This window comes from Roseibium sp. RP-7 (assembly GCF_053005225.1).
In genome coordinates, this window is the sequence record NZ_JBRKQA010000001.1 from 432,912 (window position 1) to 454,405 (window position 21,494).

Consider the following 21,494-nt stretch of genomic DNA (forward strand, 5'->3'; position numbering starts at 1 on the left):
CGCCACCTAAACCCGTGGGCCTCAGTTGATCCCTGTCAGCTGGATCTCGAACGTCAGCACCTTGCCGGCCAACGGGTGGTTGGCGTCCAGAATGACTTCGTTTTCGGAAATCTCGATCACGGTCACGGTCATCATCTGGCCGTTCTCTGTCTGCGCCTGCAGCTGCATGCCGACTTCCAGCGGGATGTTGGCCGGAATGTTGGTCCGCGGAACAGCCTGGCGTGCGGCCGGATTGTGGGGACCGTAGGCGCTGTCGGGTTCGATGCGGACCGTCTTCTCGTCGCCAACCTTCATGCCGGGAATGGCCTGGTCGAGACCCGGAATGATCTGGCCGGATCCGACGGTGAATTCCAGCGGGTCGCGTCCTTCGGAGCTGTCGAAGACGGAGCCGTCGTCCAGCGTGCCCTTATAATGAAGACGAACCGTGTCGCCGCTTTTGGCTTCGGTCATGGAGCGTTTCGCAATTCTGTCTGTTGGGTGAGTTTTGAGGCCGCGTTTCGTTGGCGGGTGCTCGTCGTGAAACCAAGCCTAAAGGACGGGCAGCAAAAGTAAAGTCTGCCGGATCGTCAGCTTCTGGATAGTTTCGCGGACAAATCATGGCTGAAATGGTGCAGCCACGACGCCGATCGTTTCAAACGATGGCCCCGGCGCCGTGGTTCTTCTTTGTCGGATGGCGATTGCGCCGCTATTTCTTGCCGAAATTTGCACCTAGCCGCATCTGGATATAGTCATGCGCCGTCATCGGCTCATATTTGCCTTCCGGCCCTGCAAGCACCGTATCCATGTTGGCCTGGGCGAAATAGGCCATCGAGTAGCGAGGACCGAGATATTCCTGCGGCTTGGGCATGCGCACCCGGTGAAGGTTTGACAGAAGCTTGTCGTCCGACCAGCGCATCAGCATGTCGCCGATGTTGCAGGTGATAACGCCTTCCAGCGGGGGCACGTCGGTCCAGGCAATCGCCCGGCCCTGGCTGTCCTTGCCCGGGCAAAGCTGTAACCCGCCCTGGCCTGCCTTCTGGTGCAGCAGTGTCAGGCAGTCGAAGTCGGTGTGGGCACCGGCCCGCCAGAACTTGAAGTCCTCTGGCTTGGCATCTTCCATGCCCAGATAATGGATCAGCCGGAGGGTCGACTGGTATTCCGGTGTCAGGGGATCGTGCCCGTCGGTGAAGAAGTCCGGCGGAAACTGCAGCTTGTCGGCAAAGCAGGACAGAACCTTCATCGCCAGCGCCCAGTTGTGACGCTCGAATGCCAGCATGGTCGCCTTGAAGCCGGACAGTTCTTCGCCGGTCGGCCAGAGACCCGTCATGCGCGGCAGGGTGATCTGGTAGCTTTCCTTCTGGTCGGCAGTACCGGTTGAAGGGCGGACCTGCGCCTTGAATTCCCAGCCTGCGTTGGTGCCGGGCCGAAGCGGATATTGTTCTTTCGTCTCTGCCGGCAGGTCGAAGAAGCCGGCCGACAGTCGAAAAGCCTCGTCGATCAGTTCCTGCGGGATGCCGTGGTTGCTCAGCTGGAAAAAGCCGATGTCCGTCGCGGCAGCCCACAGATCCTCGGTGATCTCTGCCTTGCGCGAAAAGAAATCCGACATGTCGACCTGGGGAATTGACCGGTCGACCGTCTCACCGACGCCGCCGAAGCCTTTTTCCTTTTCCAGTTCAACGAGACCATAAGATGCGGAGGTGCTCATATTTCCGTTCTCCTTGAGAAAGAGGTCCGGGAGCAATGACCCGTGCTCATGGGCACTGACAGCTTCTACTCCACATAAGAATGTGCCTGCCCGACGCAGGCGATTTGCCATCAGGCCTGGGCGGCGCGGGCCCGGTGAGGCGCCGTCATTTCCTTTCTGCGTTCGATCAGTTGCCGGGTAACACGCCTTGCGTCCGAACCGAGCCCGGCCAGGTCCAGTCCGGGGATGGAACCGTCCTGGACGATCTGCCGCCCGCCGACAAAGCTGTGGCGCAGGCTTGCGGCACCCGTCAGCACGGGAGCAAGGGCCGGATCGTGAAGTCCCATGTTGCGAGGGGCGGAAATGTCGAAAACGGCAATGTCGGCGATCATGCCGGGACGCAGCACGCCGATCTCCTCAAAGCCGAGCACCTTGGCGCCGCCTTCGGTTGCCCAGTTGAGCAGGCTTTCGGCTTTCAATGCCTGCACGCCCTTTGTCGCTCGGTGCAGCGCGAAGGCACTGTAGAGGGCAGCGCCCATGTCGGCGGCCTCGTTCGCGCCTGCGCCATCAACAGCCAGCGAAACTCTGCCGCCAAGGTCGTGCAGGGCGTCAGCTGGAGCAATGCCTGAGCCAAGCCTTGCATTTGCTTGCGGACAGTGCGCCATCCCGGTTCCGGTTTCCGCGAGCATGCGCACCTCGTCCCGGTCGCATTCCACCAGATGGGCAAACCAGACATCCGGCCCGAGCCACTCCTGCTCGGCAAGCCAATCAACCGGTCGCTTGCCGTATTTCGCCAGGGTGAAGTCGACGTAGGTCCGGTTTTCCGAAAGATGCGAATGAAGGCGCAGGCCTTTGCCGCGAGCAAAGCGGGCGATGTCGGCAAGCTCTCCCGCATCGACGTTGAACGTCGGCGTGGTCGGTGCGACGGCTACCCGCCTGCTGGAACCTGGGGAGGGGTCATGCCAGCGGTTTGCAGTCCGCTCGATGCTTGCCAGAAATTTGTCCAGTGGCTCGCTTGGTGACGGTGGCAGGCTCGGATCGGGAAAAGACCGGCCTTTCGTTCCACCACCCCGGGCCAGGACGAAACGGATGCCAAGCGCTTCCGCCTCTTCAAAAAGCACGTCCGCAGGATCGTAGTCATAATGGTCGGAATAGACGTAGTGATGATCGCAGACCGTTGTCGTTCCGGTGAGAAGCAGTTCTGCCAGTCCGATCCTGGCCGATACGCGAAGGGTTTCCTCGTCGATCAGCGGCCAGTAGCTGTAGGGAACGTTCATGAGCCAGTCGTCTAGTGGCGCATTCATGCCTTCCGGCACGGCCTTCAGGACAGACTGGAATAGATGGTGATGGGTGTTCACCAGACCCGGTGTGACCACGCATCCGCTTGCATCGACAATCCGTTCGCCTTGGCGGGGTTGCAAGTGGCCGATTTCCGCAATCCTGCCGTCGTGAACGCGGATTGCACCACTGAGGCGGTCTCCCTCCCGGGTTCCGGTGAGGCCGTAGTCAATGTTGTTGATCAGGAAGCTCGTCATTTCTGTCCCTTCGGCAGCGACCAGGGAAAGAAGATCCGCTGTGCGAGGCTGACAAGCTGGAACAGGACCAGCGACATGATCACGAGGATGACCAGTCCGGCCCAGGCCTGGGGCAGTTTGAACATTGACGTGGAGAACTGGATGAAGTAGCCGATGCCTTTTTCGGCGGCGACGAATTCGGAAACGACAGCGCCGATGACCGAAAGCGTGATCGAAATCTTCATGCCCGAAAAGATGTAAGGCGTCGCATAGGGCAAGCGGATCTGCGTGATCTCCCGGAAGGAGGGCGCGCGCAGCGACCTGGACAATTCGATCAGTTCAGGCGGCGTGGCGGCCAGACCCGTCGTCATGGAAACGACCAGCGGAAAGAAGGAGATCATGAAGGTGATCACGACGCGTGGAGCATCACCGGTGCCCAGCACCACGATGATGATCGGGGCAACGGCGACGACGGGGACAGACTGGATGACCACCAGCAACGGGTAGAACGCCCCGGAGAGCAGCCGTGATTTTGCAAGGCCGACGGCAATCGGAAGCGAGATGACAAACGAAACGGCATAGCCGATGAGGGCGACCCGAAGTGTTGCCCAGATATGCTCCATCCAGCGTCCGGCTGTAACGCTCTCAAATCCGCCCAGAATGCGGGAAGGGGCGGGCAGCACGAAAGAGGGAACGGAAAACAGCCGTGTCCCGGCTTCCCAGATGACCAGGATCAGGAAAAAGGTGATCAAGGGAAGTACGACAGGCATCCGGAGCAGCTTTTCGGAAACCGGCAACGGCCGTTCCAGACGCTCGGGCTTTGGGGTGGTCTTCGCCGCGGCAGTGTCCTGTGTTTCGCTGACAGTCATCAGGCGGCCTCCTTTCTGATCAGCAGCGAGCGGAGTTCGGCCGAGAAATCCTGCATCTCCGGCGTTCTCAGCGCGCTTTCGTCTCTCGGACGGGCGGTCGGCACCTGCAGGTCCGCGATGATGCGGCCGGGGCGCTCGCTGAGCACAAGGATCCTGTCGGCCAGCAGCGCGGCTTCCGGAATCGAGTGGGTGATGAAAAGGACTGTCTTCGGACTTGCTTGCCACAACCGAAGAAGTTCAAAGCCCATGGCATCGCGGGTCAGTGCATCAAGCGCTGAAAACGGTTCGTCCATCAGAAGAATGTCCGGATTGAGAAACAGAGCCCGGGCAATGCCGACCCGTTGCTGCATGCCGCCGGAAAGTTCCGACGGCAGCCGCTTTTCAAATCCTTTCAGGCCGACGGTCTCGATGATGGTGCGGGCCTGTTCGCGGTCCTCCGTCGTCACCCGTCCGTATTTGTGGCGAACCGGAAAGACGACGTTGTCCTCTACGTTGGCCCAGGGAAGCAATGTCGGTTTCTGGAAGACGATGCCGACATCGTCCCTCGGCATCGTCACCTCTTTGCCGAAGACACTCACCGTTCCCTTTGAAGGTTTCATCAGTCCGGCGGTCAGCCTCAGCAAGGTCGATTTTCCGCATCCGGATGGACCGAGCACTGCTACAAACTCATGCTGAGCAATGGTCACGGTGACCCCGTCCAGGGCGGTGACGGATCCCGAGCCGGTCAGAAATGTCTGACCGACCGAGGAAAAGCTGATCGCGTTGTTGGTGAGTGCCACTTGAGGGTTACTCCGCTGTCGGCAGGAACGAGCGGTTGACAGCGTCTTCAGGTTTTAGGGATGCCGGGTCCAGATCCTGCGCCGCTGCAACGCGGGTCCATGTCGCCGCCAGCCGGTCGGCATCGATTGTGCCGAGGGGGAATTTTTCGGTGACATCGTTGAACGCGAGCTTGGACGCATCCAGCCAGGATCCCTTGACGTCTTCCGCCGAAAGTTCCGGCACCTGTGCGGAAACTGCCGCAGCCGCCTTGTCCGGGTTTTCATAGGCAAATTCGAGGGACTTCTTGAAGGCCGCAACAAAGCGCTTGGCGACGTCCGGGCGCTCCTCCAGGAACGTGTCGCCCGCAACTAGCGATGCGGAATAAAGCTCAAGACCTGCGTCAGCCCAGGGCAGCACGACCAGTTCCTTGCCGGCCTCCGTCGCCTGGCCAGAATAGCGCGAGACATCGGTCAGCCAGGCGATGATCGCGTCCGACTGGCCGGTCATCAACAGCGGGCCCAACGCGCCAGGGTCGGATTTGGTCAGGGTGATATCTTCTTCCGACAATCCGTTGTCGGCCAGAACCAGCGGCAGGAACACGTTGGAAGAGGTGAAGGGCGAAGTCGCGATCTTCTTGCCTTTGACATCCTTGATCGAGGCGATGCCGCTGTCCTTGGTGGTGTAGAAGGCGTGCGGTCCCATGTTGAAGATGGTCATGACCGCGGTCACCGGCACGCCTTCGGTCGCCTTGGCTGCCATCAGGGCGCCCATGCCCGCGGAACCGATGTCCGATGCCCCCGTGGCGATCTTGGTGATGGCCTCGGAAGACCCGCGCCCCGGTTCGATCTTGATCTCGAGACCGGCTTCTTCGCAGAAGCCTTCCTGAATGCAGACATAGATCGGCGCCTTGTCACCGCCGGGCAACCAGTCGAGCTGATAGGTCACGAGATCGGCCGCAGCCGCCGGAAACGACCCAACCATTGCCGCCATGGCAACAACCAACGACTTACCGTCAAACATGCGCATCGGCACACCCTTTCGCTGTACTTTCTCTGGAAGGTTTTCGAGTGGCGGGAGCGTTTTGTTGTCTTCGGCCGGCATTCTCATCTCCTGGTCTTGGATGCGGGCGCGTTCGTGCCGGGCATCGTCGATCAACTGAAAGATGAGCAATGTCGGAACCGTTGGGCTCCACCGCTTCTACTCGACCTCTACGGGAAACCGGTGCGCGATTTTTGTCAAGAAAGCCTCAAGATGAAACCGCGAGAATAGTGATCAAGAGGCCAATATTTCAGCAGTTGCCTTTTAAATCGCCAGTCTTTTGATGTGTTTCTGTTCAACGTGACTGACTGTTTGCAAAGTCTTGCGGGGTGCGCGTGTTCATGCTCCCTTCAGGGGGAAGAAATCAAAGGAGCCTTGCGTGACTGATACTCATGACGACAAAGATATCGCGCTGTTGCGCCGGGCATTCGAAATCGCGCGGCAGGCGCGGGAAACGGGCGATCACCCATTTGGCTGCCTGCTGGCAGGTCCGGACGGTGAGGTTCTGATGGAGCAGGGTAACGGTTATTCCGCCGAAGGGCAGGACATGACCGCCCATGCAGAAAGGCTGCTGGCGACACGGGTAAGCAAGCGCTGGCGCCCGGATTTTCTGGAAAGCTGCACCATGTACACGTCGGCAGAGCCGTGCGCCATGTGCTCCGGCGCTGTCTACTGGGCGGGCATTGGTCGGGTCGTCTTTGGCCAGACCGAAAAGTCCCTGAAGGAACAGACGGGCGATCACGAGGAAAATCCGACACTCGATCTGCCCTGCAGGACGGTGTTTGCCGCGGGGCAACGCAAGGTGGAGGTTGTCGGTCCGCTTCTGGAAGAGGAAGCGGCCGGCCTGCAGGCGGATTTCTGGGCAGGGAAATAGTCACCGCTTGTTGCGGTCTTGATGCTGAACCTTCGCAGGCCAGTCAGTCTTTTTCCGCAGCCTTTGAACCGGAACGCAGTGGCGCGCGGCTGAGGTCGTTGACCGCCTCTGTTGCCTTTTGCAAGAGACGCATGAAATCGTCCGCCTCTTGGCGGTCGAGCCCGCTTAGCATCACCTGTTGCGCCTTGTCCACCGCAGGGCCAAGCCGCGACAGCGCATCGGTTCCGGCGTCCGTCATGTGAAGCACCTTCGCGCGCCTGTCCTTTTCGCTCACGGCGCGTGACAGGAAGCCCTTCTGCACCAGCCGGTCGACTACGCCGGCAATCGTGGTCCGGTCATAGGCAATCAGGCCTGCCAGCGTTATCTGATCGATGCCCGGGTTTTCCGCCACCCGGACCAGCGCCGCGAATTGCACCGGCGTCATGTCGAATCCGATGGCATCCACTTCCGTATGAAACACCGCCACTGCGATCTGCTGCAAACGGCGGATCAGGTGTCCGGGCATCTGTTCAAGGTTTCGCATCGCCGCCTCCAGGGATTTCAAAAAAGGAAGTATGCTGATTACATTTGACAGCATGCTGATAATCAGTATGCTTTCTAATTAATCCGTTGTCGATGTTTGTTTGGACATCGCGGCGGAATTGTCAAACGCGAAAGACCCGCAATGCGGCAAGGAAGTCCGGGCTTGAACACCGGCAGCTTTCGCGTGGCCCCATCATGCTGGCGCCGGCCTCTCCCAAGAAGGAGGGCCGGTTGCCAAACTGCCGGAATGTGGCGGAGGAGACGGTTTCATGCAATTTCATCTCGACGGCTTCAAGACCGGTGATCCGGTCATTCATGAACCTAATTCCGACGCCACTGCCCTGGCCAACACAGACAGCCTGCCGGAAGAAGTCGATGTCCTCATTGTCGGTTGCGGTCCCGCGGGCCTGACGCTTGCCGCTCAACTTGCGGCATTCCCGGACATCCGAACCCGTGTCGTGGAGCAGAAAGCCGGCCCCCTGCAGCTTGGCCAGGCGGATGGTGTCGCCTGCCGGACAATGGAAATGTTCGAGGCGTTCGGCTTTGCCGAGCGACTGGAAAAGGAAGCTTACTGGGTCAACGAGACCACTTTCTGGAAACCGGACCCGGCGTCTCCGGACACGATCGCCCGCAGCGGCAGAGTTCAGGATGTCGAGGACGGTCTGTCCGAGTTTCCGCATGTCATTTTGAACCAGGCACGCGTTCACGACTTTTATCTCGAGATCATGCGCAATTCGCCAAACAGGTTGGAGCCCAACTACTCCCGCCGGCTGGTCGATCTGGATATGGCGGCCGAAGCAGGGCAGGAGTGGCCGGTTACGGTTCAGCTGGAACGCATGGACCCCGGACACGAAGGTGAAACGGAAACGGTACGCGCAAGATACGTGGTCGGTTGCGACGGCGCCCGCAGTTCCGTGCGCAAGGCGCTGGGCCGCGAGTTGAAGGGCGACAGTGCCAATCAGGCCTGGGGCGTGATGGACGTTCTTGCCGTGACGGACTTCCCGGATATCCGCTTCAAGGCGTTGGTGCAGTCGGCCAGTGAAGGCAGCATCCTGATCATTCCGCGTGAAGGCGGATATCTGGTCCGCATCTATGTCGAACTTGACAAGTTGCGGCCGGACGAACGGGTCGCGAACCGGAACATTACGGTCGATCATCTGATCGCCGCAGCCGGACGCATCCTTCATCCCTATTCTCTCGACGTGAAGGAAGTCGCCTGGTGGTCGGTCTACGAAATCGGTCAGCGGCTTTGCGACAAGTTCGATGATGTTCCGGCAGAAGGTGCTCCGGGCCGCTTGCCTCACGTTTTTATTGCAGGCGATGCCTGCCACACGCACAGTCCGAAGGCAGGGCAGGGCATGAACGTCTCCATGCAGGACACGTTCAATCTTGGCTGGAAACTCGCCCACGTACTGAAGGGACTGAGCGAACCGGAGCTGCTTGCCAGCTATTCGGCCGAACGCCAGGCCATTGCGCAGAACCTGATCGATTTCGACCGGGAATGGGCAAAGCTTGTCAGCGCGCCGGTGAAATCGGAAAGCAATCCCGATGGCGTCGAACCGGCTGAAGTTCAGAAATACTTTGTGCAGCATGGCCGTTATACCGCCGGCACAGCCTCGCGCTATCTCCCGTCCCTGTTGACGGGGGACGGCGCGCATCAGCAATTGGCGGAAGGTTTCCAGATCGGCATGCGGTTTCATTCCGCCCCTGTCGTTCGTCTTGCCGACGCCAAGCCGGTACAGCTGGGCCATGTCGTAAAGGCGGACGGTCGCTGGCGGATCTTCGCCTTTGCCGATAAAGGCGACCCGGCAGCGGAAACGTCGGCTATCCGTCGTCTATGCAACTTTCTGCAAGACGATCAGAGCTCACCGGTTTTGCGTCATACGGCGGCGGGTGAAGATATCGATGCGGTTATCGATCTTCGCGCAGTCTTCCAGCAAAACCATCGCGATCTGACCCTTGAACGCATGCCGTCACTGCTGCTACCGGCAAAAGGCCGCTACGGGCTGAGGGACTATGAAAAGATGTTCTGCCCGGATCTCAAAAGCGGCAACGACATTTTCGAAATGCGCGGTATCGACCGGGATAAAGGCTGTTTGGTCATCGTCCGGCCCGATCAATACGTCGCCGAGGTATTGCCGCTGGATGCCCATGAAGCATTGTCGGGCTATTTCCAGGGCATTCTGAAAGAGCGGCGCTAAGTCTGCGTTTCCCAGCATAGGCGCAACGCGCCAGGCCGGTTTGACGTCATCCGTGTGGAACTTGGTATCAGCGTGCGCCGATACGCCAGGCGACGGCCATGGACTTGAGCGCGGCGAGAACGGCGAAATAAGGCATGATGACCAGAGGCTCGGCAAACGAGCTCAGTGCGAAGGCCATCACGAGATAGAACAGGGAAACGATTGTCGCAAAGAGGCTGGCTGAAACAGCCTTGAACCCGCCGCCGCGGGCCTGGACGAACACGACCACCGCCCAGACAATGGCAATTGCGAAGGCAATGCCGACGAATATGCTGACGATCAGATTGTCTTCCAGGAAATTACGCAGGTCATACCAGTCGAACATGCTCTTGCTCCGGGTGATGGCATAGCCGGAAGCTAGTGCACGTCGGAGCAGGCCGCATTCCCCATTTGGGGCGTAAGTTGAGGAGCGCGTTTCTTGCTCTAACCCCCTCGCAACGCAGAAACAAAAAGCCCGGCATTGCTGCCGGGCTTTTCGCTTTCAACTCTCGTGAGAGAGACGAAAATCTTAGTCTTCGGACTGCTGCTTCAGAGCTGCACCGAGGATGTCGCCGAGGGACGCACCGCTGTCGGAAGAGCCGTACTGAGCGACAGCTTCCTTCTCTTCTGCGATCTCGAGAGCCTTGATCGACACGGTGACCCGACGGGTCTTCTTGTCGAACTGGGTGATGCGGGCATCGAACTTGTCGCCAACGGAGTAACGCTCCGGACGCTGTTCCTCGCGATCGCGGGACAGGTCGGCGCGACGGATGAAGGCAGTCAGGTCGCTGTCTGCGATCTTGACGTCCAGGCCGCCGTCTTTGATTTCGATGACTTCACAGGTCACGACGGAATTCTTGCGCAGTTCGCCAGCTGCACCCGATTCCATCGGATCGCCGGAAAGCTGCTTGATGCCGAGGGAGATACGCTCCTTGTCGACGTCAACATCCAGAACGACGGCCTTGACCATGTCGCCCTTCTTGAACTCTTCGATAACCTGCTCGCCCGGGCGGTTCCAGTCGAGGTCGGAGAGGTGAACCATGCCGTCCACGTCGCCGTCGAGGCCGATGAACAGGCCGAATTCGGTCTTGTTCTTGACTTCGCCTTCGACTTCGGTGCCGATCGGGAACTGCTCGGCAAATGCATCCCACGGGTTCTGCAGGGTCTGCTTGAGGCCCAGGGAGATGCGGCGCTTGACCGGGTCGACTTCCAGGATCATCACTTCGACTTCCTGAGAAGTGGAAACGATCTTGCCCGGATGGACGTTCTTCTTGGTCCAGGACATTTCGGAAACGTGGATCAGGCCTTCGATGCCCGGCTCCAGTTCCACGAATGCGCCGTAGTCGGTGATGTTGGTCACGCGGCCAGTGAACTTGGCTTCGATCGGGTACTTGGCTTCGATGCCATCCCACGGATCGGTTTCAAGCTGCTTCATGCCGAGGCTGATGCGATGCGTGTCCTGGTTGACGCGGATGATCTGCACCTTGACGGTCTGGCCGATGGTGAGAACTTCCGACGGATGGTTGATGCGGCGCCACGCGATGTCGGTGACGTGCAGCAGGCCATCGATACCGCCGAGGTCGACGAACGCACCGTAATCGGTGATGTTCTTGACCACACCTTCCACGGTATGACCTTCTTCCAGGCTCTGGACCAGTTCCGAACGCTGTTCGGCGCGGGTTTCTTCCAGAACGACACGGCGAGACACGACGATGTTGCCGCGGCGCTTGTCCATCTTCAGGATCTGGAACGGCTGCGGGGTGTGCATCAGCGGGGTCACGTCGCGAACCGGACGGATATCGACCTGCGAACGCGGCAGGAAGGCTACAGCGCCATCCAGATCGACGGTGAAACCACCCTTGACCTGGTTGAAGATCTGGCCGTTGACCTTTTCGTTTGCTTCGAAAGCAACTTCCAGGCGGACCCAGCTTTCTTCGCGGCGAGCTTTTTCGCGCGACAGAACAGCTTCGCCAAGAGCGTTTTCAACGCGCTCCAGGTAAACCTCGACTTCGTCGCCGACCTTCATTTCGCCGTCACGGCCTTTTGCGCCGAATTCCTTCAGCGGCACGCGGCCTTCGACCTTCAGACCGACGTCGATGACTGCCAGGTCTTTTTCGATCGCGACGACGGTGCCCTTTACGACGGCACCTTCATACAGGTCGTTCTGAACGAAGGACTCTTCGAGAAGAGCGGAGAAATCCTCCATGGAGGGATTGTAATCAGACATATATGCTCCTGGCGCCTTCAGGCGCGCCGCCGGCGGGTTGGTGTTGCACTCCGGATCTGTCCTTCTCCCGGGATCGCGGTTTCCGCTGATCCTGCCGCTATCGAAAGCGGGCCGGCGGGGCGAGAGGCGGAAAATCCGGTCTCGTCACAGGTCGCCGGAAAAGGCGCCCTGCCGAAATTCTCTGGTCGTTCCGTAAAGAACTGATGGCCTGAGGCCACATGCGTTCCGGATGCACAAACAGGGGCGCACCGGTGGTGAACCCCTTGTCCTTATCAGGCACCCCTGGCGCGGGAGATGATATCCACAGCCGCCTGGAACGCGGTCTCTATATCCATTTCTGTCGTATCAAGCAAGACCGCATCGTCCGCCTGGCGCATTGGAGCCACGGTTCGCTTGGAATCGCGTTCGTCCCGACGCTTGAGATCCTCCAGAACGGCGGCATATTGCGCGTCCTGCCCCTTGGAGACCATCTCGTCGGTCCGACGCTTTGCGCGGGCCTCGGGAGAGGCGGTCACGAACAGCTTCACTGTTGCATCGGGGCACACCACCGTGCCGATGTCGCGACCGTCGAGAACGGCGCCGGGAGGCGTCTGGGCGAAACGCCGCTGCAGCTTCACCAATTCGTCGCGAAGGCCGCCGAGAACCGCGATGCGTGAAGCCGCTTCGCCGATCTCGTGCGCCGACAGGACAGACTTGTCCATCTGGGCCAGATCGAGATTATGCGCAATCTCTATGGCAACACCTTCGTCGCCAAGCGGCAGGCCATTGGCCAGAAGCGCGGCCGCAACCGCACGATAGGTCAGCCCGGTGTCCAGGTGCCGCAGTCCGAAATGATCTGCCAGCCGGCGGGAGAGGGTCCCCTTGCCGGAAGCCGCCGGTCCGTCGATTGCGATGATCATGCGGCCTCGCTGGTGTTTGCGGAAATCTTAGCGCCAAGGCCGTCGAAGAGACCGGTGAAGGTCGGAAAGCTGGTCGCGATCACAGCGCCGTCGTCAACCGTCACCGGCTTGTGGGCAGCCATGCCCAGCACCAGGAAGGACATGGCGATGCGGTGGTCGAGATGGGTCACCACCGTGCCGCCACCGATCGCATCGGCACCACCGGTCACGGTCAGCGTGTCCTCGGTTTCAACACAAGGGATGCCGTTGGCTTCCAGCCCGCGGGCAACAGCGGCCAGGCGGTCGGATTCCTTCACGCGCAGCTCCTCGAGCCCCGGCATGAACGTATCGCCTTCGGCAAATGCGGCAGCAATGGCCAGCACCGGATATTCGTCGATCATCGACGGCGCCCGGTCGGCCGGAACAGTAATGCCCTTCAGCTTGCTGGCCTTCACATGCAGATCGCCCACTTCCTCGCCGCCCGTCTCGCGGCGATTGACGATCGATATGTCGCCGCCCATTTCGATCAGGGTGGTGATGAGACCGGTGCGGTGCTCGTTCAGGAGAACGTTTTCGATGACGACGTCCGAACCCGGCACGATCAATGCCGCCACCAGGGGGAAGCCCGCCGAGGAAGGATCGCCAGGCACGTCAATGTCCTGCGGCTTCAGTTCAGGCTGGCCCTGCAGCTTGATCACGCGCTCGCCGGCCTCGTTCACGGATACGGAAATGTCGGCGCCGAAACCCTTCAGCATCTTTTCCGTGTGGTCGCGTGTCGGGATCGGTTCGATGACGGTGGTTTCGCCAGCGGCATTGAGGCCGGCCAGCAGAACGGCCGATTTGACCTGCGCCGAAGGCATGGGTACCCGATAGGTGATCGGCAGTGCCTGCTCCGGGCCGCGAATGGACGCCGGCAGTCGGTCGCCGTCGCGGGCAATCACGTTGGTACCCATGTCGCGCAGCGGATTGAGCACACGGCCCATCGGTCGTTTGGACAGGGAAGCGTCGCCGACAAATGTAGCGGCGATGTTGTGGCTTCCGAAGATGCCCATCGTCAGGCGCACGCCGGTGCCGGCATTGCCGAAGTCGATGACATGCTCCGGCTCAAGCAGGCTGCCGAGGCCGATCCCGTCGACTGTATAGCTGCCGTCCTCGAGCTTGGTGATGGTTGCGCCGACAGCACGCATGGCGTCAGCCGTGGCCAGCACGTCTTCCGATTCAAGCAGACCCTTCACGGTGGTGCGGCCGACGGCAAGCGCGCCGAACATCAGGGATCTGTGGGAGATGGACTTGTCGCCGGGCACGCGGATCGTGCCGGTCAAGGGGCTGCCCAGGCTGGAAGTCAGAGGCTTGGGCGCAGAATCGTGTGACATTTTCAATGTCCGCAAATTGGATCGGTTGTCAAAAGGTGACACGTCCTATCATGTGGATGCGCCTGCGTCATCCGTTCAGACCACCCGAATCCGAACTTCGCAAAATTTCCCGGCATTGGCAGAACGACAAGCAGATTCAAACGTGTGCCGGTCTGCAGGGCGTGTGGGTGACGCGGTCAGGTGCTTGAAATTTGAGTCACAACGTGCAGAACAATAATCCGAAGAATGTTTTTCGATTGATTTGCCTTTGACACCGGAACGGCTTGAGGCTATGGGGCGGCCCACGAATTCAAGTCGATTGCATAACGAAGAAGGGTGAGCACAGTGGCAAAACCTGAACTTGGCACAAAGCGGCTCTGCCCGAGCTGCGGCGCCAAATACTACGATCTCAACCGGAACCCGGTCACCTGCCCGAAATGCGGCACGGTGTTCGAGGCGGTCATGACCTCCCGTGCCGCGAAGGCTGCGAAGGTCGAAGAGACGCCGGAAGACGATGAAGAAGAAGACGATGTCGCAGCTCCGGAAATCGTGACCTTGGAAGAGGCCGATGCGGAAGCGGAAGGCGGCGACGACGATGTGCCGGATCTGGAAGATACGGACGTCGATCTCGACGACGACGAAAATAGTGACGACGACGATGACGTCTTTATCGACGATGAAGATGAAGACGAAGAATCCGTCCCGGGCATCCGCGTCGAAATCGACGAAGATACGGATCGCTAAGCTATTGTCCGGACAGGCTTTTCAGTCTGTCCGGGCTTTTCCACAAGCGGCAGAAAAGATCCTGATATTTTCTGCTTGATCTTGTGTGGAGGTGTGACTATAACCCGCCTCCATCGACGCCGGCACCCAAACCGGCTCTCATATGGAACATGGGGCCATAGCTCAGTTGGGAGAGCGCTACAATGGCATTGTAGAGGTCAGGGGTTCGATTCCCCTTGGCTCCACCATTCCAGTCTTTCTTCGAAAAATTTGCATTTTGAGCCGACCAAGGCAGTGGGCCGTGTGCGGTTTGTGTTTGCCGCGAGCGATCGCCGATTGACTGTTCTGCTGCCACCGGGAAGCTGTTCCCGAACCCTTGCATCGCGCCCCAGCGGGCGTTGGCACGGACACCTTCCACATATCCAGACCCATTGTCAGATTCGCCGATTAACGGCATTGAAACAATTCACCGCTAGTGTTTCCCGGCATGAGATAAGGTCGTTTCGGTCAGACAGCTCGACGGAAACGGCTTCTTTGTTTTCAGGATGTGAACAGGTTTTTCCGATGCCGGCCGAGCGCAATTTCAGCATATGGATCGACCGTCTTTCCAGCGGTTGCTGACGGTGGTTTCATGAAGGACGCCGGGAGCGCATCTACCGTCGTGGAACGCGACGGCAAACAAAAGTCAGGGTCGTCTTCCTTGAACCGTTTCAATGCGATCGCAAAGCGCTTCTCGGGATTTGCCCTGATCTCCGGCATAGGCTGGTGCCTGGATTTCCTGACCATGGCAACGCTCACGCAAAGTGGCCTGCCCGTGTTCTGGGCAAACTTTATCGGTGCCTTCTGCGGCGTGACCTTCGTTTTCTTCGTTGCCGGCAAGCACATCTTCGAGAAGGCCGGCAACAGGTCGACGACAGTGCTCCTGGCGCTCTACTGGATCTGGCAGCTTGTCGCGGTAACCGCCGCCTCGGCTCTGACGGCCGGGTTGAGCTGGGCTTTGATGTCGTTGCTGGTCACAGTTGACGGCACTGCCTTCGTTGCCGGTCTGGGACTGAAGCCAGTGACCTTGTGCGGGGTCACGGCCAAGATGCTGGTCACGCCATTCACCCTTGTCGCGAATTTCTTTTTCATGCGGTTTCTGCTCGAACACCGCAAGTCAGATTGAGGTGGCCTTCATGACCGGCCGGGTTCTCGTTTTCATTCCCTGCTACAATTGCGAAGCGCAGATCCCGCGTGTGCTGAAGCAACTGGAGGCACCGGAAGTTCAGGCTGTCGTTGATGGTGTCCTGTGTGTCGACAACCGGTCGACGGACGGCACGCGCGAGGCGGCACAGGCTGGGTTGGCGAAACTCGGATATGCCGAAACGGCCTTGCTGCACAACGACGACAATTACGGTCTCGGCGGTTCGCACAAGGTCGCGATCAACTTCGCGATGGTGAACGGCTACGACTATCTTGTGGTGCTGCATGGTGACGATCAGGGCGCGATTGCCGATCTGGTGCCGCATATCGCGGCCGGCCGTCACAAGGATCTCGATTTCCTGATGGGCGCGCGCTTCATGAAAGGCTCCAAGCTGGAGGGCTATTCCTTGCTGCGCACGGCGGCCAACCACACCTTCAACCTGATCTTTTCGGCAATCAGCGGCCAGCGTCTCTTCGACCTCGGCTCCGGACTGAACCTGTTCAAGGTAGAGGCCTTCAAGTCCGGCTTTCACCTGAAATACGCCGACGACCTGACGTTCAACTATTACCTGATCCTGGGTGTTGTCCGGAACCGGTTCCGGCTGGGGTTCTTTCCGCTCACCTGGCGTGAAGACGACCAGATATCCAATGCCAAGCTGAGCAAGATGGGCTTTCAGCTTCTGCGCATTGTCAGCTTCCGTCTGTTCAAGCCGGCCGCTTTCTTTGCGACCGATCACCGGCAGACACCGCGCGCCGCCTATCCCTCGACACGGATTGCCTGAGGTGAGGTCTGTGCGGACATCCTCACGCTTGCGGCAGGCCAGGTTGCCGGCCGGCCTCGCCCTGCATTACGCGGTCCTGTTCCTGCCGTTCGGTCTCGCGATCTGGTGGCTGGCCGAGCAGGGGCTGGGTGAGCTTGCGGGCAAGCCGTGGCAGGCGCTCTTTGTTGCAGGCGGCATCTATCTCGGCTCGCATTGTGTGCGGGCTGTTCGTCTTGCGATCATGGCCTCGCGGCTGCTCGGCATTTCCGGGCGCTCCAGCGCGCTGCTGCATCTGGTGACCAGCCCGGGTGCCCTCGTCATTCCCTTCAAGCTTGGCGAGATCCTGAGGCTGCACCAGCTCTGGTATCTGGGCAAAAGCTTTCCCGGCGCGCTGATCATCATCCTTCTGGAGCGGTTTTTCGACGGATTGATGATCCTCGTCCTGCTCGTCGTCGTTTATGCCTACCACGGTCCGCTGGCCACCGGGCCTATGGTCCTTCTGGCCGTCACCAGCCTTGCAGTGCTGGCGGGCCTTGTCGTCTTCGTGCTTGGCCCCGGCATCCTGCGGGCCGTGCAACATTATGTGGTTCTGAACCACCGGAACCCGAATTCCCTGCGGCACCTGGGTCAGCTGGACGGATTGCGTCAGATCACGACACGAGGGGCCGATCTTTTCCGCGTACAGGGACCGGTGCTGCTGGTCATGTCCATGGTCATCTGGGGCCTGGAAGCCCTGGCGGCGACTGTGCTGGCATACACCTCCGCCAATTTTGTCGAAACCAGCGGGATCGTGCTTCTGGCCGAGCGGGTGTTCGAGGGGCCAGTTGCCAGTTTCCAGGGCGCCATCGGCGCCTGGAGCAGCCTGTGTCTTCTGTCCCTTGCGCTGGTCTGGCCGCTCGCCATGTGGATCTATCTTCCGCGAGTGCGCAACGAACCGCTACGTGCCCAGAACAGGACCGGTGCCTTATGACGAAAGCACTTTCCGTAATCCTAGACGACCGGGATCCGCCGGCAGAAAGCGTGCGGGCCGCGCTTGGCGAAGTCCGGTTCTCCGACATCATGCGCCGCCGCCAGACACTGGCGAAGGAACTGACGGCCATGTCCCTGGAGGCCGGTGCGGAAACGGTGGAACACCTGATGTCGCCTGAAAGCGGTGTCGAGCTTGCAGACCGCATCCGCGACCGGGGCGACGCCGCAATCTATCTGCGCGTGCCGCTCTGTCTGCCGCCGCTCGATCCGGAAGGCTTTTCGGTGCTTGTGCGCAAGGCCGGATACGCCTTGAAGACCATGCTCGCCAGCCCGGTCATCGACGATGAGGCCGTCGCCGTTCTGTTCCATGCCGAAGCCGCGTCGCTTCTATGTGCGGAAACGCCTGAGGCCCGCCGTCTCCTGCTGCTGTCGTTGCGCGATCGTACCGAGATCATCACGGACCACGCCCGCTTCATCGATATCCGCGAACCGCGCAACCTGATGCTGTTTCTGTCCGGTGCGACAGAACTTCGGCATTTCAATTCCGCCCGTTCGGAAGATAGCGTCTTTCACAAGCAGTCCACCGACATTGCAAAAATGCGTGCCGAGCACGGCTTCTTCCATGCCGCACCGCCTGAACTGCAACGTTTCCTGCTGCCCACGTTCGGGTTCTGGGAAGACGGCAAGAAGGCCGGCTACCAGATGGAGCATCTGGCGATCCCGGATGCGGCGTTGCAATGGGTGCATCACTCGTTCACGGAAGGTGATTTCAAGGTCCTGCTCGATCAGATCTTCAACTACCTGAACGCCAGAACGCCGGGAAAGAAAGACCGGGCGCGGGCCGAAACCCAGATCCTGGAAAAACTGGACAAGCGGCTGGCGGGATTCCTGGAGACGGAGCGCGGCAGACAGACCAGCCAGATTCTGGAAAAAGCCGGCCCGCGCGGTGGTTTGCCCGACATGCTGGAGCAGGCACGCCCCTTCATTCGAAAGGCGGTCGGCACGACGGATCAGCTGGTGTTTTCCCACGGCGATCCGTGCTTTTCCAACGTCCTGTTCGACAGGCGGATCGGGCTGATGCGGCTGATCGATCCGCGCGGAGCGTTGTCCGCGGATGATGCGATGATGCATCCGCTTTATGATGTCGCCAAGATCAGTCACTCCATTCTGGGCTGCTATGACTACGTCAACAACGGCCTGTTCCGCGTCTATCTGAACAAGGAACTGCGGTTGGAACTCGACTGGACGATCGCGCCTCCCGCGGATTGGGCCGAGCGGCATTTCTGCGACAGGCTGGAGGCGGAAGGCCTCGACATCGCCCATGTACGTGCGGTCGAACTGTCACTGTTCCTGTCGATGCTGCCGCTTCACACCGACCACCCCGACAAACTTGTCGGTTTTGCGCTGATCGCGGCCTCGATCCTCGATCAGCTTGAAAGCGGACAGAAACGGCAGAGAAAGGCCAGCTGATGAGCGGCGTAGTAGCGATTACGATGGCCGGGATGGGCAGCCGTTTCACCAAGGCGGGCTACGACAGTCCGAAGTATGAAATCGAGGCGCTCGGCCGGCCCCTGTTCGACTGGTCCATGCTCTCGATGGAGGCCTACCGCGAGGCGGGCTGGTCGTTCTGCTTTGCCGTGCGCAGCGGATTGAACGCGCCGGATTTCCTGACAGCCCGCTGCAAGGCGCTCGGTATTCAGGTTGACGGCATCGTCGAGCTTGACGAACTCACCGACGGCCAGGCGACAACAGCTCTGGAACTGGTTGCCACGGCTTCGGAAAACCAGCCACTCGCCATCTTCAACATCGACACTTACGTGGCGCCGGGTGCGATGAAGCCGGCAGACCCGGCGGTTTGTGCCGGGCATGTGCCGTGTTTTCCCGGACCGGGTAACGGCTGGTCCTTCGCACGCACCGATGCGGATGGACGTGTGGTGGAGCTTCGCGAAAAGGAACGCATTTCCGATCATGCGACCGTCGGCCTCTACTGGTTCGACAGCGTCGCCCGCTACCGGGACGTCTATGCCCGCTTCTTCCGCAACAGCGGCGAGGAGAAGGGCGAGCGCTACATCGCGCCGATGTACAACCAGATCATCGCGGACGGGGCGGCTGTCTCCATCAGTCAGCTGGCGTTCGAGGATGTCGGAATGCTCGGTACGCCGGAGCAACTGGAGGCGTTCATCGCCTCTCCTCCGCCTTCCGCAGCAAAGTGGACGATTGCCAAATGATTGCCCTTTCGACTTATGCCTTTGCCATCTTGCTGTTTCCGGTGCTTGTCGCAGTCTGGTATTTGCGAAAAGACTATGCCTCCGGCTTTATCGGCTTGCTTGGCCTGTTGGCCGCCGGTGTGCTGATTGCCGTCAGCGCGACGCTGCCGCACCTGTTCTTTGATCACGAGCGTTACCTGCACGACCTTTGGACCGCCTTCGATACGGCAAACAAATCTGCCAGTGGTCAAGCCTCCAGCGTCGATTATTTCAGTCCGATCGGACCGGTCTATGACTGGGTTTTCCGGATCGCGGTCGAGCTGCGCCCGCAGGATGCGACTTCGGTTCCCCTGGCAAGTGCCATATTCGGGCTTGGAACCTTCGTTCTGGCGGTTCTCACTCTGACGCGACAGGTGAGTTTCGGCACGCTTGGCCTCGTTCTGCTGGTCGCGGTCGCGACAGTCGTGACACCGCGCGAACCGGACATGATCTTTGCCCAGACGAGCATGAGCTGGCTTGCCCCCTATAACCGTTGGGCGGCGGCCCTTGCAGCTGTCGTAACCGTGGCCTTTTGCTGTCCTCCGGGACGCAGGGGCGTGCTGGAGGCTTTTCTGCTGGGCTTTTCGATTGCCGTCGTCTTTCTGATCAAGGTCACATTCGGTGCCGCCCTCGTGGGCTTGCTGGTCGCGGCAACGGTGTTCCGGAACGTCTCGATCAAGCATGCTGTTGTGGTCTTGATCGGCCTTGCGGCGTCGCTTGCAGCCGCAGAGCTGGTGACTGGCCAGGTCAGCGCGAACCTTGCGGACATCAAGACCGTCTCCGGATTTGCCAAGGAAACCTGGCGCATCATCAAGCTGATTACCCAGCTTGGGGAGGCTGCGGTCTGGGCCATCGGCAGCGCTGTGCTTTATCTCCTGCTGTGCGAAAACAGTGCTGAACCCAAACGCTTCACACCCGTGGTCCTGATCCTGGTCGCCGCTGCCATGGCCTGCGTCATTCTCATGCAGAACCATTGGCTGTCGGAAAGCCCGGTCTATGCCATGCTTCCGATCATCGCCGCACAGTGGGCCGGTCTTTTCCGCAAGGGGGAAACAGCGGCGGTCTCCGTCGAAAGACAGTCGAAGGCCCTGACGCTGAAGATCCTGTCGGTCCTCACCATTGCAATCGCCCTCATCTATCCGGCCCGTGATGGCGGTGCCATGGTCGCGCAATTCCTGCAAAGCCGGCAGTATCCGGCAGACGAACGGCTGGCCAATACCGGGCAGGCAGGCTTCGTGCTGCATCCGCGCTGGCTCGAGCAGCCTGATGAGGAAGTAACCGTCGACTACAACAGGATGCTGGATGGTTTCAGCCTGCTGCAGGAAGTCGGGGCTGCAGATCCGGATGCCGGGCCGGTACTGGCACTCAACTTCGCCAATCCGTTTCCGGCCCTTCTCAACAAGCCTTCACCCGCCAGGGTGCCGATCTGGTTCCACAATGGCAGAACCTTTTCCAAAGAGATCCACCAGCCGCAAGAAGAGTTCTTCTCCGATGCGGAATTCGTGATCCTGGGTCATGGCGACCCGTCCGGAGAAGCGCTTTGGGAAATCTACCGGCCTTATGTGCAGGAGCACTACGAGGAAGCTGCCAGCAGCCCTTCCTGGACCGTCTACCGAAAGAAAGGTCAGGACGGTCAGAACCTGTAACACCGATAAATCGGTTGGCTCAAAGATAGACAGGCTTCGCGGTCAGCCGGCT

At 59.9% G+C, this 21,494-nt stretch carries 20 protein-coding genes and 1 tRNA gene; 10 read left to right on the plus strand and 11 right to left on the minus strand.

What is annotated here, in order from left to right; all coding sequences use genetic code 11:
- Nucleotides 1-21 precede the first annotated feature (21 nt).
- The 6 genes from ACVDG9_RS01910 to ACVDG9_RS01935 form a co-directional block, all read right to left on the minus strand.
- The gene (locus ACVDG9_RS01910) at nucleotides 22-450 is read right to left on the minus strand and encodes an FKBP-type peptidyl-prolyl cis-trans isomerase (RefSeq protein WP_022998960.1); all 429 of its coding nucleotides are present in this window, start codon (nucleotides 448-450) and stop codon (nucleotides 22-24) included.
- A gap of 235 nt (nucleotides 451-685) precedes the next feature.
- Entirely contained in the window at nucleotides 686-1,684 is a 999-nt protein-coding gene (locus tag ACVDG9_RS01915; protein WP_168686492.1) for an isopenicillin N synthase family dioxygenase, read from the minus strand.
- 110 nt (nucleotides 1,685-1,794) lie between these two features.
- Entirely contained in the window at nucleotides 1,795-3,198 is a 1,404-nt protein-coding gene (locus tag ACVDG9_RS01920) for an amidohydrolase family protein (protein WP_447237166.1), read from the minus strand.
- A complete protein-coding gene (locus tag ACVDG9_RS01925; protein ID WP_286189231.1) occupies nucleotides 3,195-4,046 on the minus strand; it encodes an ABC transporter permease in 852 nt (283 codons plus the stop codon). The genes ACVDG9_RS01920 and ACVDG9_RS01925 overlap by 4 nt, the downstream gene beginning before the upstream one ends.
- A complete protein-coding gene (locus ACVDG9_RS01930; RefSeq protein WP_062490764.1) occupies nucleotides 4,046-4,825 on the minus strand; it encodes an ABC transporter ATP-binding protein in 780 nt (259 codons plus the stop codon). The genes ACVDG9_RS01925 and ACVDG9_RS01930 overlap by 1 nt, the downstream gene beginning before the upstream one ends.
- 7 nt (nucleotides 4,826-4,832) lie before the next feature.
- Complete coding sequence (locus tag ACVDG9_RS01935; protein ID WP_447238276.1) at nucleotides 4,833-5,825, minus strand: ABC transporter substrate-binding protein; 993 nt, start codon at nucleotides 5,823-5,825, stop codon at nucleotides 4,833-4,835.
- Nucleotides 5,826-6,222: 397 nt separating this feature from the next.
- On the opposite strand from ACVDG9_RS01935, the gene ACVDG9_RS01940 reads away from it, so the two are divergent.
- On the plus strand, nucleotides 6,223-6,717 hold the full coding sequence (locus tag ACVDG9_RS01940) for a nucleoside deaminase (protein WP_447237167.1): 495 nt from the start codon (nucleotides 6,223-6,225) through the stop codon (nucleotides 6,715-6,717).
- Between the two features lie 43 nt (nucleotides 6,718-6,760).
- Here ACVDG9_RS01940 and ACVDG9_RS01945 read toward each other — a convergent pair whose 3' ends face one another.
- On the minus strand, nucleotides 6,761-7,240 hold the full coding sequence (locus tag ACVDG9_RS01945; protein ID WP_447237168.1) for a MarR family winged helix-turn-helix transcriptional regulator: 480 nt from the start codon (nucleotides 7,238-7,240) through the stop codon (nucleotides 6,761-6,763).
- Between the two features lie 268 nt (nucleotides 7,241-7,508).
- Between ACVDG9_RS01945 and ACVDG9_RS01950 the strand changes: the two genes are divergently transcribed.
- Entirely contained in the window at nucleotides 7,509-9,440 is a 1,932-nt protein-coding gene (locus ACVDG9_RS01950; RefSeq protein ID WP_447237169.1) for an FAD-binding monooxygenase, read from the plus strand.
- A gap of 67 nt (nucleotides 9,441-9,507) precedes the next feature.
- On the opposite strand, the gene ACVDG9_RS01955 is transcribed toward ACVDG9_RS01950, so the two are convergent.
- The 4 genes from ACVDG9_RS01955 to aroA all read right to left on the minus strand — a co-directional run bounded on the left by ACVDG9_RS01955 (nucleotide 9,508) and on the right by aroA (nucleotide 13,936).
- The gene (locus ACVDG9_RS01955; protein ID WP_447237170.1) at nucleotides 9,508-9,804 is read right to left on the minus strand and encodes a hypothetical protein; all 297 of its coding nucleotides are present in this window, start codon (nucleotides 9,802-9,804) and stop codon (nucleotides 9,508-9,510) included.
- A gap of 183 nt (nucleotides 9,805-9,987) precedes the next feature.
- Complete coding sequence (gene rpsA, locus ACVDG9_RS01960; protein WP_031268654.1) at nucleotides 9,988-11,685, minus strand: 30S ribosomal protein S1; 1,698 nt, start codon at nucleotides 11,683-11,685, stop codon at nucleotides 9,988-9,990.
- A gap of 272 nt (nucleotides 11,686-11,957) precedes the next feature.
- The gene (gene cmk / locus ACVDG9_RS01965; RefSeq protein ID WP_022998949.1) at nucleotides 11,958-12,584 is read right to left on the minus strand and encodes a (d)CMP kinase; all 627 of its coding nucleotides are present in this window, start codon (nucleotides 12,582-12,584) and stop codon (nucleotides 11,958-11,960) included.
- On the minus strand, nucleotides 12,581-13,936 hold the full coding sequence (gene aroA / locus ACVDG9_RS01970; protein ID WP_022998948.1) for a 3-phosphoshikimate 1-carboxyvinyltransferase: 1,356 nt from the start codon (nucleotides 13,934-13,936) through the stop codon (nucleotides 12,581-12,583). The genes cmk and aroA overlap by 4 nt, the downstream gene beginning before the upstream one ends.
- Nucleotides 13,937-14,260: 324 nt before the next feature.
- On the opposite strand from aroA, the gene ACVDG9_RS01975 reads away from it, so the two are divergent.
- The 8 genes from ACVDG9_RS01975 (at nucleotide 14,261) to ACVDG9_RS02010 (ending at nucleotide 21,442) form a co-directional block, all read left to right on the plus strand.
- Nucleotides 14,261-14,659, plus strand: a complete 399-nt coding sequence (locus ACVDG9_RS01975) for a TIGR02300 family protein (RefSeq protein ID WP_062490752.1) — start codon at nucleotides 14,261-14,263, stop codon at nucleotides 14,657-14,659.
- A 151-nt stretch (nucleotides 14,660-14,810) separates the two neighbouring features.
- Nucleotides 14,811-14,886: transfer RNA gene (locus tag ACVDG9_RS01980), tRNA-Ala, on the plus strand.
- Between the two features lie 383 nt (nucleotides 14,887-15,269).
- The gene (locus ACVDG9_RS01985; RefSeq protein WP_447237171.1) at nucleotides 15,270-15,803 is read left to right on the plus strand and encodes a GtrA family protein; all 534 of its coding nucleotides are present in this window, start codon (nucleotides 15,270-15,272) and stop codon (nucleotides 15,801-15,803) included.
- A gap of 10 nt (nucleotides 15,804-15,813) precedes the next feature.
- A complete protein-coding gene (locus ACVDG9_RS01990) occupies nucleotides 15,814-16,602 on the plus strand; it encodes a glycosyltransferase family 2 protein (protein WP_022998945.1) in 789 nt (262 codons plus the stop codon).
- A gap of 10 nt (nucleotides 16,603-16,612) precedes the next feature.
- The gene (locus ACVDG9_RS01995; protein WP_168686486.1) at nucleotides 16,613-17,551 is read left to right on the plus strand and encodes a lysylphosphatidylglycerol synthase domain-containing protein; all 939 of its coding nucleotides are present in this window, start codon (nucleotides 16,613-16,615) and stop codon (nucleotides 17,549-17,551) included.
- On the plus strand, nucleotides 17,548-19,020 hold the full coding sequence (locus ACVDG9_RS02000) for a hypothetical protein (RefSeq protein WP_447237172.1): 1,473 nt from the start codon (nucleotides 17,548-17,550) through the stop codon (nucleotides 19,018-19,020). The genes ACVDG9_RS01995 and ACVDG9_RS02000 overlap by 4 nt, the downstream gene beginning before the upstream one ends.
- Nucleotides 19,020-19,778, plus strand: a complete 759-nt coding sequence (locus ACVDG9_RS02005; RefSeq protein ID WP_447237173.1) for a glycosyltransferase family 2 protein — start codon at nucleotides 19,020-19,022, stop codon at nucleotides 19,776-19,778. The genes ACVDG9_RS02000 and ACVDG9_RS02005 overlap by 1 nt, the downstream gene beginning before the upstream one ends.
- Complete coding sequence (locus ACVDG9_RS02010) at nucleotides 19,775-21,442, plus strand: hypothetical protein (protein WP_447237174.1); 1,668 nt, start codon at nucleotides 19,775-19,777, stop codon at nucleotides 21,440-21,442. Before ACVDG9_RS02005 ends, ACVDG9_RS02010 begins: the two co-directional genes overlap by 4 nt.
- Nucleotides 21,443-21,494 lie beyond the last annotated feature (52 nt).